The following is a 17,223-nucleotide window of genomic DNA, read 5'->3' as shown; positions in this document are numbered from 1 at the left end:
ATAAGGCTTGCAAAAATTAAGGAGGAATAATAATGCATTGGGGTGATATTGAAGAAATTGCCGAACAACTCGAAGAACATTGTAGCGATCAGGATAATGAAAAAAAATTTCATTATTAAAGCTAGAGAAACTGATTAGAGATTTAAAGGACTTTGAAGATGGAGAGAAAAAAGTCGAAGAAGTTACATTAGAAGAAATTTTAGACAAATGGGAAGAATTACGTGCAGGAATTAGAGAAATCGATTAAGTAGCTTTTGAGTTATTTTTAGACATTTATAAATTAACTTTATAAAAATACATTATAATCAATAAAAATATAGCAACTGCCTGAAAAAAAACCCTTAAAGTCATTAACTTTGAACTAAATTTCTTATCAAACTTTCCTTCGATAGCCATCGATACTACCCCTATAATAAGAACCACAACGGTTAAACCAATCGCAATTAATAACCACATCATAATTTATTACCAATATATCACTTTCCACACAAAGATTATATGCTTTTTCTCTTTTAAATCAATTATATAATATTTGAGATTTGATTAAAAAATTCACTAATTCTTCGTAAAAAATAATAATTCAAGGAACACAAATATCTAATTTATCAAATATAGATAATTCAACAATTACTTTAAAAGCAAAAGAGATATTAGGCTCTTGCGTTCTTATTAATTTTTGCTCAAAAATATCTAAAAATACAAATAATTTAATTTTCTGCACGCAAGAACCTAGAGTATTTTGAGAAACCTCGTCCTATTGCTCAAATATTTATTAATGCTCACGGTGGAACATGACTTGCTCTGTGCCAATTTGCTTAAATTAAGCTTTCTGAGTTACACTATATATATTATCTATCAGTTTAACAAAAGCACCATTTCCTAAAACATTAGCACAAGTGATCACAGGATCAAATAAGATATCAAGAGCTGTAATCAGAGACATCATATTAGTATTAAAACCTAGATATTGTTCAAGTATAGGGCGCATTACAATAATTCTACCACCTGGTATAGCTGCTACTGAAAATTTTGCCAATACAAAATAAAAAGTAAAATAATTAAATAGAGTAGGTTCAGCTAATCCATACCTTTTTAGTATAGCATAAGCCAAAATCGATATGGCAAAACAATCGCCAACAAGATAAATATTGACTGTTATTGGTCAACGGTACGAGCGAGTGCTTTATTATTTGTATTATTTTCTGCTCCTATTATACTAAGTGGCATACTTATAACACTAGACATTGCACTAAATCCACTTATAGACGCTGGCATCATATTACTAAAGCTAGCTATGCATTCCTTAACTCGACAGTTACTTAAAATAAAATAAGCAAGAAAGATATAACCAAACTGAGCAAATACGATCGTCACAAAAATGAACATATAATCTTTAATCATTATATCTAATACTTCATCAAACTGTAGTTTTACGATAAAGCCCATTATAAATAAGGGCATTATATAGATCAACAATCGCAATATTTTTGCAACAAATGCTTCTAGCTTACAAGCCAATCCAATTGCAACTTCAGCACACAACTTTGAGGAAATAAAGCCTAAGATAATACTACTAAATACGATTTTATCATTAGAAATAATATTAGGAAAATTAAGCAACCATAAAGGCTTTAAACTATCATTTTCTATAGGAGAGATCATGAATTGATATATGTATATACCTACATAATGACTTATGAAGGAAACATTAGACCCACATACTAGTAATAATATTAAGAAAACTATACGTGTTGCATCTTTGGCTAGCATTACAACAGATTTAAAAAGTAAACCAAAAATAATTAAAGGCAGAAATAATCCAATGATAGAAATAGATAGACTTATTGAATACAATAACCTTTGTACTTCTAAACTCATTAGTGGGTTTAACAATATGATAGCTATGATAATAGCCATTAAAATAAGTAGCATTTTACGCAACATAAAACTTACCTAATAATTAGTTAATTTAAATAGATGAATATAATTAAAAGAAAGATATAGAGATATTGTTAACGGCTTAGACCGGTTATAGTAGTAAAAAAAAGACTGGAAAGTTAATATCTGCATATTAATTCAACATACAGTTATTATAGAGAGAAAAATTAGTGTTGCAATACTTTTCTAGAAGTTCTTTTTTTTGGGGGGTATTGTTAACTAAAAGCAGATCAATTAATAAATTAACGTCATTGCGAGGAAAAGTACAAAGTAATTTGTACGTCTGCAATCTCAGGAGTTTTATTATTTCATGAGATTGCCACGTAACCTATGGCTGCTCACAAGGCATTGTTGCGTGAAGCAATTTCACCTCTGTCATCCCGTGGCTTGACCACGGGGTGACACAGTGGGTTTTACCGGTCCACGCAACAATACCTCCGCGCAATGATGACTTAGGTATCTATGCAAAATGCTTTCGCAAGAATGACATCGAGAGCTTTTTAAGAGCTATGCGGGAATAACAACGCCTCAGCCCTTACACCTCTTCAGATTGCTCTAATCCCTCTTCCTCTAACTCACTATCTTCTTCTCTTTCAGCAGTTTCAGCAATTAAAGAGACAGACACGACTTTTTCACCATCATCTAGCTTAAATAGGATTACGCCGCTAGTATTACGTCCCGTAATACGTACTGACTCAAGTTTACAGCGAATTAACTTACCGCTATTGGTAATCAGCATTAACTCATCATCCATTTTAACCGGCATAACACCGACGACTAAACCAGTTTTGTCGTTAATATCCATATTGATTATACCGCTACCGCCACGGTCAGTAATTCTATAGCCATAAGCTGAGCTTCTCTTACCAAAACCGTTCTCAGTTACGGTTAAAATGAATTCTTCGGAATTTGCCATTTCTACAATAGCCGGGGCAGTTAAGCTTACACCAAGTTCTTCAGGATTAAACTCCTTACCTTTAGCAATCTCTAATCTCTGCTCCCACGGCACGGATAAATAAGCATCTCTATCCTCTTTTGTACTACTAATACCTTTAAGCACAGTCATAGAAATTACGGAATCCTCTTTGGCAAGCTTCATACCTCGTACCCCATCAGAAGTACGGCTCTTAATAACACGCAGCGATTCAACAGGGAATCTTAAAGCTTTACCGGCTTTGGTAGCAAGTAAAATATGCTCGTCTTCTTTACATGGTTTTACATCTATTAATTTATCGTCCTCATCAAGCCTAATAGCAATTTTACCGTTCGACTGAAGCTTTTTGAAATCTAATAAATCGCTTCTTCTGATATTACCTTTGGCAGTTGCGAACATAATGTTTAAATTATCCCTCTCATCCTGATTTTCAGGTAGCGGCATAATATTCGTAATATGCTCATTTGCTTTCAGCGGTAATATATTAACCATCGGTCTACCCTTACCCTGCGGATTACTTAAAGGCAGTTTATACAGTTTTAAACTATAAACCTGACCGATATTTGAGAAGAACAACATAGGAGTATGGGTACTACCGACAAAAACTTGCGTGGTAATATCTTCATCACGCATTGAAAGCCCTGATCTTCCTTTACCGCCACGTTTTTGCGCACGATAGCTACTTAGAGGTACACGCTTGATATACCCGCCAAGCGTTACGGTTACAACCATTTCTTCACGCTGAATTAAATCTTCTATATCTTGATCAAATTCGCCAAATTCAATTGAAGTAAGACGAGGAGTCGCAAATTCTTCTTTAACTTTAATGAGCTCTTCCTTTAAAATTTCAAGTAACCTTGTACGCGAGCCAAGTATATTAAGATATTCGGTGATTTCCGTAGTGAGGTTCTTTAAATCCTCTTCAAGCTTGTTTTTCTCCATAGCGGTCAGGCGTTGCAATCTCATTTCTAAGATTGCCTTAGCTTGCACTTCGGTAAAGTTACATTTACCCTGCTCGTTTAACATTGCTTTATCATCAACCAACTTTACAAGAGGTAGGATATTTAATGCTTCCCACTGACGAGCCATTAATTCTTGTTTAGCTGCATTCGGGTCATTTGAAGCTTTAATAATACGTATTATTTCATCGATATTACTAACGGCAATAGTTAGTCCTAGTAAAATATGAGCTCTATCTCTTGCTTTATTGAGTAAATATATAGTACGGTTAGTAACTACTACTTCCCTAAAACTAACGAAAGCTGCAATTACTTCTTTCAAATTCATCACTTTCGGTAACCCGTCTTTAAGAGCAAGCATAATAACACCGAAGCTAGTTTGTAGCTGCGTACATGCGTATATTTGATTTAAGACTACTTCAGCAACTACGTCTTTCTTTAACTCAATAAAAATCCTTACACCGTTTTTATTCGATTCATCACGTAAATCACTTATACCTTCTATACGCTTTTCCTTAACCATTTGAGCGATTTTCTCAACAAGCCTTGCCTTATTTACCATATACGGTATTTCGGTAATAATAATTGCTTGACGGCTATTACCGATATTCTCAATCTCGGCTCGACCTCGCATAATGATACTACCTCTACCAGTAAGATATGCCGATCTAATACCGCTAATGCCTAAAATCATTGAACCTGTAGGAAAATCCGGTCCTTTAACAACTTCAAGTAAATCTAATATTTCTATATCGTTATTATCTATATATAAACAGCACGCATCGATAACCTCACCAAGATTATGAGGCGGGATATTAGTTGCCATACCGACCGCAATGCCTCCGCTACCGTTCACCAATAAATTGGGAAACATTGCAGGAAGTACGGAAGGCTCTTCTTCAGAACCATCGTAATTAGGGTTAAAGCTGACAGTCTCTTTATCGATATCTTCTACGAGCTTATACGCAACTTTAGCCATTCGAGATTCGGTATATCTCATTGCTGCCGCCGCATCACCATCCATCGAACCGAAATTACCCTGCCCGTCTACAAGCGGTAAACGCAAGGAAAAATCTTGTGCCATACGTACTAACGCATCGTAAATAGCACTATCGCCGTGCGGATGGTATTTACCCATCACGTCACCGACTATTCTAGCGGATTTTCTATAAGGTTTACTAGCATGATTACCAGCTTCATGCATAGAATAGATAATTCGGCGATGTACCGGCTTTAAGCCGTCCCGAACATCCGGTATAGCTCTACTTACTATAACACTCATAGCATAATCAAGATAAGATACTTTCATCTCATCTTCGATATTTACCGGTACTAAATTAGAAGAAAATTTATCAGTCACGATTACTTAGCCTTAAATTTAATGAATTATATTTAATAATAGAGACATAATAAATTTCTTTCAAGGATTGCTTGTATTTATAATCGTGGCATTGTTTCTAAGTTACCGATGTCATTGCTGCGGGGCATTGTTGCACGGATGCCGATGTCATTCCTGCGAAAGCAGGAATCTAGTTTTTTAAGCAAATTATATACTAAATTTTTATGTAATTTTCTTTGTTTATCATTTTGTACTGGATTCCCGCTTGCGTGGAAATGACATAAACGAACCATACAACAAGGCCTTTAGTCGCTTACAATGACGACATCAACCGTTTCTATGCAATAACATAATCGTAAAAGTTAACAAACTTTATTATATATTAGCATTATTTTATACTTTTAACCTTTGTTTAAACTTAGATCTTAGTTTTTCTAAATCTTTATTTTGCTTAGAGAACGGTAATATTTTAGATAATAATTTATTATTTTTATTGAACATGTAGTTGCTCCCGTGATTACACTTAAATTGCTCAAGTTTTAACCACCGAAGATTTTAACTTCGGGTGGTTGGGACGTTCAAAGAACCGTCACAGAACAGTTATAATAGCTTTTAGGTTTAAAGCTTACACTTTAAACCTTGTACATAGCCCCGACCATGAAGTCGAGGATTATATACGGCTGATAATACCGCTTAGGATAGAGGCTTTGAAACCCCGGAATAACGTCACCGCTATTCTTGCAAGAGATTTTAGCCAATTTTTTGAAATATCAATTAGCTATCCATGTCATTCCTGCGTGGATCAGTTTTTTTTGTCATTGCGAGGAAAATTACATAGTAATTTGACTCAGCAATCTTGAGAAGAATTCCTGAGATTGCCACGCAGTCTATGGCTGCTCGCAATGACGACTTGATATCCACGCAACAACACCTCCGCGGGAATGACATCGAGCTGGTTTTACCAAACCACTTAATAAAGCTTGTAGTTGATATAATGATACATTTTAAGAATGTTCCTCTTCTTGCTGTTTATACCAAAGTTCGGCATAATAGCCTTTGTGCTGTAGCAAGGTTTTATGGTTGCCCCGCTCAACTATATAACCGTTATCTAACACGATAATCTCATCTGCATCGATAATAGTTGAGAGTCTATGGGCAATGATAAGGGTAGTATGCTGAGCCGAGATCTCTTTAAGGCGTGCTTGAATTAGCTTTTCGGCTTTAGTATCAAGCGAACTTGTTGCCTCATCAAAAACATATATTGCTGGATTTTTTAAGATGGTTCTTGCAATTGCAATACGCTGTTTCTCACCGCCCGAAAGCTTTAAGCCTCTCTCGCCTACCTGCGTCTCATACCCTTCGGGTAACGTGCTAATAAACTCATGAATATGAGCATTTTTTGAGGCTGCTATAACTTCATCGTAGCTTGCTGCATTATTACCGTATGCGATGTTGTAATATATCGCGTATCGTTAAACAGTACCGTATCTTGCAAGACAATTCCAATAGATTTACGCAGCGATTGTTGCGTGACTTCTCTTATATCCTGACCATCAATAGTAATATTGCCGCTATTAATATTGTAAAACCTAAAAAGCAAGCGTGATATCGTCGATTTCCCTGCCCCGCTACTACCGACTACTGCTAAAATTTTACCGCTCTTGATCGTAAAACTTATATTATGTAAAATCGGACGTTCCTGATTATAAGCAAAGCTAACATTATCGAAACTAACCGCACCTTTTAAGATAATTAGCTCCTTAGCGTTCAAAGCATCCTCTACTTCTACAGGTATATCAAGCAGCTTAAACATATCTTCCATACTAACTAGGAGCGTTTTTAATTTCTCTATAAGCAAAGCCAAGTATTGAAAGCAGAATTGATAGCTGAAATAGATAAGTATTAACCATTATTAAATCGCCGACGATCATTTTATTTTGGTTAATAGCATTTGCTGAAAGTATCATAAGACTAACAAGCCAAGGATATTATAACATCCTGCCCGATATTTAAAATCGATATGCTGTTAGTAGTTTTAGTAGCTGATTTTTCATAAGTTTATAAAACCTCATTAAACTTTATCGCCTCATATTCTTCATTACCGAAATATTGAATGGCCTCAAAATTCAGTAAACTATCGATTGCTCTATTATTGGCGGTGTTATCGCTTTGGTTCATTTCCCTTGCAAAAGAAATACGCCAAATACTGATTAGGCAAGTATAACCAACATAAACTATCATTGTTATTAAAATAGTTACGGCAAACCAAATACTGTAAACATACCATAACATCCCGCTTACTAATATAATTTCTACGCTTGTCGGAAAAATATTAAATAACGAATACCGCAGTACCACTTCAATACCTTTAGTACCACGCTCTATTAACCTACTTAAGCCCCCTGTCTTTCTAGTAATGTGAAAACGCATACTTAAAGCATGTACTTAAAGACATTTAGAGCAACTAAGCGAGTTACTTGATGCCCTACTTTTGAAAAAAAGATATTTCGTAATTCACTGTTGAACAAGTATTTTTGTTCCGCCATATGCAACAATAATCCCGATCATAACCGAAAGAGCAAAGTTTTTATTTAGCCCATTTATTATATATTTATAAACAATAGGAACGAAAATATTTATTACTTTAGCTATGACTAGACAAATAAGAGAGGTAACAATACGCAGGCGTATATCAAAATCCTTCGACCATAAATACGGCAGAAGTAGAGAGAATGAATTTTTGCGAGTTTTGTTTTTGAACATTTTAAAGTTTTGGTAGTTTGCAGCATCATTGCAAGCGGGCATTGCTCACGTGGATACTAAATCGTCATTGCGAGCGACCGTAGGGAGCGTGGCAATCTCATAAAATAATAACAACCTCCTTAGATTGCTTCGTCAATTACTTCGTAATTTCCTTGCAATGACGTTTTTATTAATTACGCTCCGGCAGCAGGTGAAGTCGTCTTTAGCTGATTTTCTAACAGCTTATCTAGCCTTCCCTCTTTTTCAAGATCAAACAGAGCATCACAACCGCCAACATGCATATTATCTATAAATATCTGCGGGACGGTCTTTTTTCCACCGGATTTCTTAATAAATTTTTCTTTCTCTTCCTGAGTAAAATTACTTACTTCAATTTCCTCATAAGCAACATTTTTCTCATCAAGCAATGCTTTAGCTTTTATACAATAAGGACAACTAGCGAGAGTATAAACAATAATTGTGTGTAATATAGCTTTATTCATAATGTTATATTTTTTTGTTAGATTTTAATATATTATCTTAAACTATAGTTTTTAAAGCAAGTAAAAAGGCATGAATAATTTTTCTATTATCTCAGAATATAAACCGGCAGGCGATCAACCAAAAGCAATAGATGAAATTATAGCAGGGTTAAGTAGCAAAAAACGCTCACAAATGTTGCTTGGTATTACGGGATCAGGCAAAACCTTTACTATGGCAAATATTATAGAGAGAACTAATCGTCCTACTCTTATTATGGCTCATAATAAAACTTTAGCTGCCCAAATCTATTCAGAGATGAAATCGCTTTTTCCAAAGAATGCCGTTGAATACTTTGTCTCATATTATGATTATTACCAGCCCGAAGCTTATATAGCACGCACCGATACTTTTATAGAAAAAGACTCATCAATTAACGAACAAATTGATTTAATGCGTCATGCCGCTACAAGATCGCTATTAGAGCGTCGTGACGTTATAGTAGTTTCTTCCGTTTCCTGTATTTACGGCCTTGGCTCTCCCGATTTATATTACCAAATGGTGGTTAATCTAGAGCCTGGTCAAAGCTACCTTCGTGATCAACTACTAAACGATTTGATAAATCTACAATATGAGCGTAACGATATCGGATTTGAGCGTGGCTGTTTTAGAGTTAAAGGCGACAACATCGATATTTTCCCCTCACATTACAGCGATAAAGCTTGGCGTTTATCGTTTTTCGGTAATGAACTCGAATATATCCATGAATTTGATCCCCTAACAGGTGAAAAACTTGCTAAGCTCGATAAAGCTATGGTTTTTGGTAATTCACATTTTGTGATGCCTCAAGAAACGGTCAATAATGCCATATCAGGTATTGAAGAAGAATTACAAAAACGCTTAGAGTTTTTAAAGTCACAAGACAAACCACTTGAAACTCAAAGGCTAAATCAACGTACTCAATATGATCTTGAAATGTTAACGGAAACCGGCAGCTGTAAAGGCGTTGAAAACTACTCTCGCTTTTTCACAGGACGTAATGCCGGTGAGCCGCCTCCTACATTATTCGAATACCTACCAGAAGATGCATTATTATTTGTTGATGAAAGCCATGTATCCGTACCGCAAATTAGAGCGATGTATAACGGTGATCGAGCAAGGAAAAAAGTTTTGGTAGAGCATGGGTTTCGTCTACCCTCTGCACTTGATAACAGACCTTTAAAATTTGAAGAATGGGACAAATTTAGACCACAAACTGTGTTTGTATCTGCAACTCCAGGACCGTTTGAGTTAGAAGAAACCGGCGGCACGGTTGTAGAATTGATTATTAGACCTACTGGACTGCTTGATCCTGAATGTATTATCAAACCCGCTACTAACCAAGTTGAGGATTTAATTAGCGAAATTCAAACCACTATCGCTCAAGGTTTTCGTGTTCTAGTCACCACCTTAACTAAAAAAATGGCAGAAGATTTAACCGCCTATTTGCAGGAGCTAAAATATAAAACTGCTTATTTACATTCTAACGTTCATACTCTCGAACGTATAGAGATTTTACGAGATTTAAGACAAGGTACTATTGATGTTTTAGTCGGTATTAATCTATTAAGGGAAGGGCTTGACATCCCTGAATGCGGCTTAGTTGCTATACTTGATGCAGACAAAGAGGGGTTTTTGCGGTCGGAAGTATCGTTAATACAAACAATAGGAAGAGCTGCAAGAAATAGCGCGGGTAGAGTTATACTTTATGCCGATAAAATGACTCAATCTATCGATAAAGCTGTTAGTGAAACGTTGCGTAGAAGGCAAATTCAGCAGGAATATAATGAAAAACACGGCATAATTCCAAAAACCATCAACCGTGCTATTCACGCTTTAGCAGAATTTGAGAAAATCGATAGTAAGCTTGATAAAAAACAAGCTCATACTTTATTTGATAATCCTGCTAAGCTAAAAACCCATATTGATAAATTAAAGAAAGAAATGCTTAAAGCCGCAAGTAATCTTGAATTTGAACAAGCCGTAAAACTTCGTGATCAGCTAAAAACTCTAGAAGAAGCGGCACTCGAGTTGAGTTAATGGTGTGCGTTGTGGATACCAAAATCGTCATCGTCATTGCGAGGCAAACCTGTAAGTTTTGACAATCTCAGGAGTTTGTTATTATTTCATGAGATTGCCACCCAGCCTATGGCTGCTCGCAATGATGATTCAGTGTCCACACGGGCAATACCATTAACAACACCTAAAACTCCTACGATGATACGGTGATAAGCCATGTATATTAATAGCTTCGATATGTTCTTTGGTACCGTAGCCGGAATTTTTGTGCCATAAATATTGGGGAAATTCAGCACTTAAGTCTAGCATCAAACGATCCCTAGTAACTTTTGCAATAATAGAAGCTGCAGCAATCGATAATGATAAATTATCACCGTTAATTATACTGACAAATCTTTCATCCTTAAACTGCATATTACCGTCAACTAACACTATTTCTGGCTCAAGGCTAAGATTTGCTACAGCAATAGAACAAGCTTTTTTAGTTGCCTCTAATATATTAATATCATCAATTTCGGTATGAGAAATAATAGCAGTGGCCCAAACATAATTACTAGTGATTTGTTCATATAGTAATTCTCTTTTCTTTTTGGAAAGCTTTTTAGAATCTTTAATGCCCATTATAATATTGGCGTTATCTACTATAACGGCACTTGCTACTACCGGACCTGCAAGCGGTCCTCTACCTGCTTCATCTATACCTGCTACAATACAGTTATGATATTTTTTTTCAAAATGTAATAGATCTACTTCCATAATTGTATTTTTTTAATTTTTGATATATGATAGAGCAGTTTAGAATTACAAAAAAGGAAAAGTGCAAAATTATTTTCAATTATTAGGACTTCCGCAAGAGTATAATATTAATTTAAAGATATTAGAAAAGCAATATTTTGCTATGCAGGTAAAATATCATCCCGATAAAGCAAAAACTTTGCAAGAAAAGGAACAAAATCTAATTACTGCGGCTGAATTAAATAACGCTTACTCTACTCTTAAAGATGCCTTAAAGCGTGCTGAATATATGCTGCTTTTGCAAAATATAAATTTGAATGACGAAAAAACACGTAGTTTACTTTCGCCGCTAGAATTAAGCATATTCTGGGATGAAATGGAAATAATCGAAAATACTATCTTATTTAGTGATTTAGAAAAAATAAAAGACAAATATGAATTAATGAAAAAGCTTGAAATTGATTCTTTAAAACAAGCTTTTGAAGAACAAAATCTATCAGACGCAACTATAAAAACTAGCAAGCTTAAATATATTGGGACATTGCTGCATAAACTGCAAGAAAAAATAAAATCATGCAAATAATAGAAATTAGGGAACCGGAGCAAGCTGATTTTAAGCCAGAACAGCAAATAGCAGTCGGTATCGATTTTGGCACTACTAACTCATTAATAGCTATTGCAGCTAATAGAAAAGTTAAAGTTATTAAATCTATAGATGATAAAGAATTAATCCCAACTACTATAGATTTTACAAGTAACAATTTTACTATAGGTAATAATAAAGGACTGCGTTCTATTAAAAGACTATTCGGTAAAACATTAAAAGAAATTCTAAATACTCCGGCACTTTTTTCGTTAGTTAAAGATTATCTAGATGTAAATAGTAGTGAGCTTAAGCTAAATTTTGCAAATAAACAACTGAGAGTCCCTGAAATTGCAGCAGAAATTTTTATTTACCTAAAAAATCAAGCAGAAGAACAATTAAAGACTAATCTAACTAAAGCAGTAATAACAGTACCTGCACATTTTAACGATGCAGCAAGAGGAGAAGTAATGCTTGCGGCTAAAATAGCAGGTTTTGAAGTATTAAGGCTAATTGCCGAACCTACTGCAGCTGCCTATGCTTACGGCTTAAACAAAAATCAAAAAGGCTGTTATTTAGTATATGACCTAGGCGGCGGCACTTTTGACGTATCTATTCTTAATATACAAGAAGGTATTTTTCAAGTTATAGCAACAAATGGCGATAATATGCTTGGTGGCAACGATATAGATGTAGTAATTACACAATATCTTTGCAATAAATTTGATTTACCTAATTCTATAGATACTTTACAATTTGCAAAAAAAGCAAAAGAAACTTTAACATATAAAGATAGTTTTAATAATGATAATGTATCAATTAATAAGCAAACATTAGAGCAATTAATTTTACCCTTAGTAGAACGTACTATCAATATAGCTCAAGAGTGTTTAGAACAAGCAGGAAATCCAAATATAGACGGAGTTATTTTAGTAGGAGGTGCAACCCGCACTCCTTTAATAAAAGACGAATTATATAAAGCATTTAAAATAGATATTCTATCAGATATTGATCCTGATAAAGCAGTTGTATGGGGGGCTGCATTACAAGCAGAAAATTTAATAGCACCCCATACAAATTCATTATTGATTGATGTAGTACCTTTATCGCTGGGTATGGAATTATATGGCGGTATAGTTGAAAAAATCATCATGCATAATACTCCGATTCCTATTTCGGTCGTAAAAGAATTTACGACTTATGTCGATAATCAAACCGGTATACAATTTCATATATTACAAGGTGAACGTGAAATGGCTGCCGATTGTCGCAGTTTAGCCCGATTTGAGTTAAAGGGACTTCCTCCTATGAAAGCAGGATATATTAGAGCCGAAGTTACTTTTTCTATTGACGCAGACGGTATATTATCCGTTTCTGCTTATGAGAAAATCAGCAATACATCACATGCTATAGAAGTAAAGCCAAATCACGGTATTGATAAAACGGAGATTGATATTATGTTAGAAAACGCGTATAAAAATGCTAAAATAGATTATACTACAAGATTATTACAAGAAGCAGTAATTGAAGCAGAGGCTTTTATCTTTAGCATAGAACGTGCTATAGCGGAATTAACAACTTTATTATCGGAAAGTGAGATATCTATAATTAATTCTTTATTAGATAATATAAAAGAAGCCGTACACGCTAGAGATTGGATCTTAATTAATAATTCTATTAAAGAGTTTAAATCCAAAATAAAAAAATCTATGGATACAAAGTTTAATATAATAATTAATGATTTGCTAAAAGGCAAAAATATCAATCAAATTAAATAGCCTCAGTTATATATAAAATATTATATATAATCGAACTAATTTAGATAATGAAAAATAAGAAGAATGTCAGGAAAAATAAAAGTAACATTTATTATAAATGATGGAGAAGAAAAAACAGTAGAAGCACCGATAGGGCTTTCTATTTTAGAAATTGCCCATAGTAACGATCTAGACCTTGAGGGAGCTTGTGAAGGATCGCTTGCTTGTGCTACTTGTCACGTTATTTTAGAAGAAGAATTTTACAACAAATTAAAAAAACCTACGGAAGCAGAGGAAGATATGCTTGACTTAGCCTTTGGTCTTACCGATACTTCTAGATTGGGATGTCAAATTATTTTAACCGAAGAATTAGACGGCATAAAAGTACGCCTTCCTGCTGCTACTCGTAATATAAAATTATAATGGATTAAAAAAGTGATACGTAAAATACTTCTTTTTGTGTTTTTAGCCTTTACTATAATATGGTTTGCAACTGCATATACTATAAAAAATAACGTTGTAAGTTTAATGAAGAATTCTGAATCCGATAATCTTAAAATATCTTATAATGTAGTTAAGTTTTCAGGCTATCCTTTTAATTGGAAAATTACCGTAACGGATCCTAAAGTAAAATTAATTAATCATGTAAATTCTAAAGAATTTACATGCAAAAATATTGTCCTAAATATAGCTTTTAGTACTAAAAGAGCCGCTCTTAATTTCGGTCCTTTTATTAGAGAAGTCGATAATTACGGCGACAAAACATTTACCTATGATGTACGCAGCGATGATGACATAAAAGGTATAGGAAAATTTAATAAACCTTTATATAAAATATCAAAAGATGATAATTTAAAAGGAATATTAAAATCAATTCAGTTAAATAATAAAGCATTATTGATATTTAAAGATAATCAAGAAATCTTTAAAATTAATGATTTAGCATTTCTTATAAGAAAACAGAATTTAGCAAGTGAGGAAAATATATCCTTATTTTTAAACATGAAGTATTATTCAGAAAAAGATATTTTGAATTTTAAAAATGCTAATTTAGATATTGCTGCTTCTTTAAAATTTGCTGAAGACGGAGAAGATTCAGCTATTTTACAAAATTTTAATATAGAGAGATTTATTGTTACTTGTGATAATGATTCTAAAATTAATTTAAACGGTGATTTACAACTCTTTGCCAATAAATTACCGAAAGGAAAACTATATTTTGAGCTGGAAAATTATAATTCCATAGTTGATAAATTATTACCGAATAATATTATTTTTTCTAAGAAAATAATTAAAACAATTATTGCTAAAGCAATTAATAAAGCTTCCGACGTGCAATTAAATACAGAGCAAAATGATTCAAATTCAGCTTACAACAATATAGCAAAAGCTAAGTTTGATATTGAGTTTTCAGACAAAGGAATAAATATCGGTGCTATTAATTTATTAGAACTAAAACTTGGTGAACATAAAGAAGACCAAAATACCACAAATAATTCAAATTAGCTTTATGAACAATTTTAAGCTAGCGACTATTATTAGCATATTTCTTATTTGCAGTAATATTTATGCTGCTCCAAAAGTCATTAAAATCGGTACCGGCTCTATTTTAAAAGGATATTATGCTATTGGACTTGATTTATGCAAGACTATTACAAATGACGATAAAAATAATGAACATATTAAATGCGAAGTTGTTGCAACAAACGGTAGTATAGAAAATTTAAAATTATTACAACAAGGCAAAATTGATTTAGCCCTAGTGCAAGCTAATATTGCAGTAGAAGCATATGAGGGCATAGGTTATTATCACGATCAAGAAAAAATGCACAATTTACGTCAGGTGCTTAATCTACATGATGAGTTTTTTACGGTTATTGTAAAAGATGAGGATAAAATAAAAGGTTTTGCTGATATTGACGGAAAAAAAATAACTAACGGTCCAGCATTTTCCAGTAGTCATATTACTTATGATGTCGTACGTTCTTTATATAAATTTGCTAAGGAACCTGAAGAGCTACACATTAATTATGAAGATTCTAGTGATCAATTCTGTAATAAGGAAATAGATGCTATAATAATGATGGTTGGACATTCTAACCCCTTAGTAAATTTAATAGCTAATAAGTGTGCAATTGATTTCATTTCTATTGACAATGATAAAATAACGGAATTAATAAAACAAAATAGAGCTTTTCATAAAGCCATACTTCATAAGGGCTTATATCCAGGGATTACCGATAATCACACTACAGTAAAAGTATCGGCAATCCTAGTAACTAGAGATGAGGCAAATCGTGATATTTTAGATAAATTTATCGGAGCTTTTCATAGAAACGTAGCAAATTTTAAACTTTCTAACTACTTATTAAATAACCTGGACCTTAACTATTTCGCCGATACTAAAAATTTTATCCTACCAAAACATGATGCAGTAAGAAACAAAAACTAACAATATCTTATGTCTGAAAATACTATATTTAAAAATATACTGATACCTATAGATTTAAATGATAAAAAATCTATAAAAGGTATTCTTTCTAAGGCTTTAATGCTTGCGACGAACTTTCAAGCAAAATTACATTTTATGTATGTAATTCCTGAATTCGGTACGAAAATGTTTGAAGATTATTTACCCAAACATTGGAGAACAGAGAAAAAAGAAAAGTATAAAGCTCAAATTCAAGAGCTTATCAAACAATATATTCCCAATGAAATTGAAACAGATTATTATATAGGTAGCGGTGCCGTTTATGATGAAATCATTAAGCACTCTAATGAAATTAAAGCCGATTTAATCATAATCTCTGCAGTCAGACTACAATTAAAAGATTATATGCTTGGACCTAATGCTTCTAAAATCGTCCGTCATTCAGATATATCAGTGTTAGTAGTAAGAGACGAGTAATAAGTATTAACTCTTGGGAGTGCATTGCTAGCGTGGGTCCATAATCGTCATTGCGAGCCAGCCATAGGCTGCGTGGTAATCCACAAAAAATAAAAAACAATGCTATAAATTAGCATTTTTTACTGGATTGCTTCGTCAAAACTTACAGTTTTTTCTTGCAATGACGATTTTGGCTGTTATAATTTCACTTTCAACTTCACACAGCCTTGATAGCTTTGATATTTCTTTTGTAAATGACAGTGATATTCAAGTAATACGCTTACATTATCTTGTTCAGTTAAAACGCTAGCACCGATATTATAAGCGACTTTAGGTTGCTTCGGTAATGCGATAGTTTCATTAACTTCTCTATCTTTCCATTTTACTTTAGCATTAAGTGTTGTACTATTATCATTAAGTAATGTTCTACAGATGCTTGAAGTGCAGGCATAACACTGAAACCTTCAGCTATTTTCTGCGGTGCTAAAGAGCTACCTTACCGCCTAAAATACCGCTCTATAAATGCTACTTTTAGAACCAATACTCAAATGCTGAATACCTACAACATCACTTTCTTGATATATATTGTCTTTAGAGTGGCCGTATCTTATACCAAGATTTGGAGTAAGAGTAATATCACCATTCATAAGATGAGTATAACTTAATAAAGTGTCAAAGTTATAATTATTATCCTTATATTTACCGGTTGCAATAGTACCTAAACGGTTGATTTACTCTTTACTATATTATGATTGTAAGCAAACATAGCTTGTATCATAAAGTTTTTCGGTAATTCTTTTTGTCCGTATAA

The 17,223-nt window shown here is 33.6% G+C and carries 16 protein-coding genes and 2 pseudogenes; 9 read left to right on the top strand and 9 right to left on the bottom strand.

The features are described 5' to 3' along the window. Positions 1-32 precede the first annotated feature (32 nt). A pseudogene (iscX, locus tag ACHBLB_RS03885) lies at positions 33-247 on the top strand (Fe-S cluster assembly protein IscX). Positions 248-273: 26 nt separating this feature from the next. Here iscX and ACHBLB_RS03880 read toward each other — a convergent pair. From ACHBLB_RS03880 to ACHBLB_RS03865, 4 genes are all read right to left on the bottom strand, one after another. Further along, positions 274-459 (bottom strand): twin transmembrane helix small protein, encoded by a 186-nt coding sequence (locus ACHBLB_RS03880; protein WP_475840719.1) that lies wholly within the window; start codon positions 457-459, stop codon positions 274-276. A 121-nt stretch (positions 460-580) separates the two neighbouring features. After that, complete coding sequence (locus ACHBLB_RS03875; protein ID WP_012262260.1) at positions 581-721, bottom strand: hypothetical protein; 141 nt, start codon at positions 719-721, stop codon at positions 581-583. Positions 722-820: 99 nt separating this feature from the next. Continuing rightward, positions 821-1,111, bottom strand: coding sequence for a cation:dicarboxylate symporter family transporter (locus tag ACHBLB_RS03870; protein WP_475840717.1), 291 nt, complete (start codon positions 1,109-1,111; stop codon positions 821-823). A 44-nt stretch (positions 1,112-1,155) separates the two neighbouring features. After that, a complete protein-coding gene (locus tag ACHBLB_RS03865; protein ID WP_475840715.1) occupies positions 1,156-1,662 on the bottom strand; it encodes a cation:dicarboxylate symporter family transporter in 507 nt (168 codons plus the stop codon). Positions 1,663-1,696: 34 nt separating this feature from the next. Here ACHBLB_RS03865 and ACHBLB_RS03860 point away from each other — a divergent pair, with 34 nt between their 5' ends. After that, positions 1,697-1,957, top strand: coding sequence for a hypothetical protein (locus tag ACHBLB_RS03860; RefSeq protein ID WP_475840713.1), 261 nt, complete (start codon positions 1,697-1,699; stop codon positions 1,955-1,957). Positions 1,958-2,473: 516 nt separating this feature from the next. Here ACHBLB_RS03860 and gyrA read toward each other — a convergent pair. From gyrA to grxC, 3 genes and pseudogenes are all read right to left on the bottom strand, one after another. Beyond that, positions 2,474-5,191, bottom strand: coding sequence for a DNA topoisomerase (ATP-hydrolyzing) subunit A (gyrA, locus tag ACHBLB_RS03855; RefSeq protein WP_475840711.1), 2,718 nt, complete (start codon positions 5,189-5,191; stop codon positions 2,474-2,476). 983 nt (positions 5,192-6,174) lie between these two features. Further along, positions 6,175-7,933 (bottom strand): annotated as a pseudogene (locus tag ACHBLB_RS03850) (ABCB family ABC transporter ATP-binding protein/permease). A gap of 173 nt (positions 7,934-8,106) precedes the next feature. Further along, positions 8,107-8,415, bottom strand: coding sequence for a glutaredoxin 3 (gene grxC / locus ACHBLB_RS03845; protein ID WP_475840709.1), 309 nt, complete (start codon positions 8,413-8,415; stop codon positions 8,107-8,109). 70 nt (positions 8,416-8,485) lie between these two features. Here grxC and uvrB point away from each other — a divergent pair, with 70 nt between their 5' ends. Next, a complete protein-coding gene (gene uvrB, locus ACHBLB_RS03840; RefSeq protein WP_475840707.1) occupies positions 8,486-10,471 on the top strand; it encodes an excinuclease ABC subunit UvrB in 1,986 nt (661 codons plus the stop codon). Positions 10,472-10,624: 153 nt separating this feature from the next. Here the strand turns inward: uvrB and ACHBLB_RS03835 are convergent, their stop codons facing one another. Continuing rightward, the gene (locus ACHBLB_RS03835) at positions 10,625-11,206 is read right to left on the bottom strand and encodes a ribonuclease HII (RefSeq protein WP_475840705.1); all 582 of its coding nucleotides are present in this window, start codon (positions 11,204-11,206) and stop codon (positions 10,625-10,627) included. 61 nt (positions 11,207-11,267) lie between these two features. Between ACHBLB_RS03835 and hscB the strand changes: the two genes are divergently transcribed. The 6 genes from hscB (at position 11,268) to ACHBLB_RS03805 (ending at position 16,433) form a co-directional block, all read left to right on the top strand. Continuing rightward, positions 11,268-11,768, top strand: coding sequence for a Fe-S protein assembly co-chaperone HscB (hscB, locus tag ACHBLB_RS03830; RefSeq protein WP_004996487.1), 501 nt, complete (start codon positions 11,268-11,270; stop codon positions 11,766-11,768). After that, positions 11,759-13,546: a Fe-S protein assembly chaperone HscA gene (gene hscA, locus ACHBLB_RS03825; protein ID WP_475840703.1), complete on the top strand. Its 1,788-nt coding sequence runs from the start codon at positions 11,759-11,761 to the stop codon at positions 13,544-13,546. Before hscB ends, hscA begins: the two co-directional genes overlap by 10 nt. A gap of 63 nt (positions 13,547-13,609) precedes the next feature. Continuing rightward, entirely contained in the window at positions 13,610-13,948 is a 339-nt protein-coding gene (locus tag ACHBLB_RS03820; RefSeq protein WP_004996492.1) for a ferredoxin family 2Fe-2S iron-sulfur cluster binding protein, read from the top strand. A gap of 12 nt (positions 13,949-13,960) precedes the next feature. After that, positions 13,961-15,031 (top strand): RP198 family tick cell line-upregulated protein, encoded by a 1,071-nt coding sequence (locus tag ACHBLB_RS03815; protein WP_475840701.1) that lies wholly within the window; start codon positions 13,961-13,963, stop codon positions 15,029-15,031. Positions 15,032-15,035: 4 nt separating this feature from the next. Further along, positions 15,036-15,977 (top strand): TAXI family TRAP transporter solute-binding subunit, encoded by a 942-nt coding sequence (locus tag ACHBLB_RS03810; protein WP_475840699.1) that lies wholly within the window; start codon positions 15,036-15,038, stop codon positions 15,975-15,977. 9 nt (positions 15,978-15,986) lie between these two features. Then, positions 15,987-16,433, top strand: a complete 447-nt coding sequence (locus tag ACHBLB_RS03805; RefSeq protein ID WP_475840697.1) for a universal stress protein — start codon at positions 15,987-15,989, stop codon at positions 16,431-16,433. A gap of 482 nt (positions 16,434-16,915) precedes the next feature. Here ACHBLB_RS03805 and ACHBLB_RS03800 read toward each other — a convergent pair whose 3' ends face one another. Further along, complete coding sequence (locus ACHBLB_RS03800; protein WP_475842726.1) at positions 16,916-17,125, bottom strand: autotransporter domain-containing protein; 210 nt, start codon at positions 17,123-17,125, stop codon at positions 16,916-16,918. Between the last annotated feature and the right edge of the window lie 98 nt (positions 17,126-17,223).

This window comes from Rickettsia lanei (assembly GCF_056242675.1).
This window is presented reverse-complemented; position numbering and strand designations above follow the sequence as displayed.

Excerpts from the sequence above, each read along its gene's own strand:
- ACHBLB_RS03805 (WP_475840697.1), top strand. The coding sequence starts at position 15,987 with ATGTCTGAAAATACTATATTTAAAAATATACTGATACCTATAGATTTA.
- ACHBLB_RS03820 (WP_004996492.1), top strand. The coding sequence starts at position 13,610 with ATGTCAGGAAAAATAAAAGTAACATTTATTATAAATGATGGAGAAGAA.
- ACHBLB_RS03835 (WP_475840705.1), bottom strand. The coding sequence starts at position 11,206 with ATGGAAGTAGATCTATTACATTTTGAAAAAAAATATCATAACTGTATT.
- ACHBLB_RS03865 (WP_475840715.1), bottom strand. The coding sequence starts at position 1,662 with ATGATCTCTCCTATAGAAAATGATAGTTTAAAGCCTTTATGGTTGCTT.
- ACHBLB_RS03860 (WP_475840713.1), top strand. The coding sequence starts at position 1,697 with ATGAAGGAAACATTAGACCCACATACTAGTAATAATATTAAGAAAACT.
- ACHBLB_RS03880 (WP_475840719.1), bottom strand. The coding sequence starts at position 459 with ATGATGTGGTTATTAATTGCGATTGGTTTAACCGTTGTGGTTCTTATT.
- uvrB (WP_475840707.1), top strand. The coding sequence starts at position 8,486 with ATGAATAATTTTTCTATTATCTCAGAATATAAACCGGCAGGCGATCAA.
- hscA (WP_475840703.1), top strand. The coding sequence starts at position 11,759 with ATGCAAATAATAGAAATTAGGGAACCGGAGCAAGCTGATTTTAAGCCA.
- ACHBLB_RS03810 (WP_475840699.1), top strand. The coding sequence starts at position 15,036 with ATGAACAATTTTAAGCTAGCGACTATTATTAGCATATTTCTTATTTGC.
- grxC (WP_475840709.1), bottom strand. The coding sequence starts at position 8,415 with ATGAATAAAGCTATATTACACACAATTATTGTTTATACTCTCGCTAGT.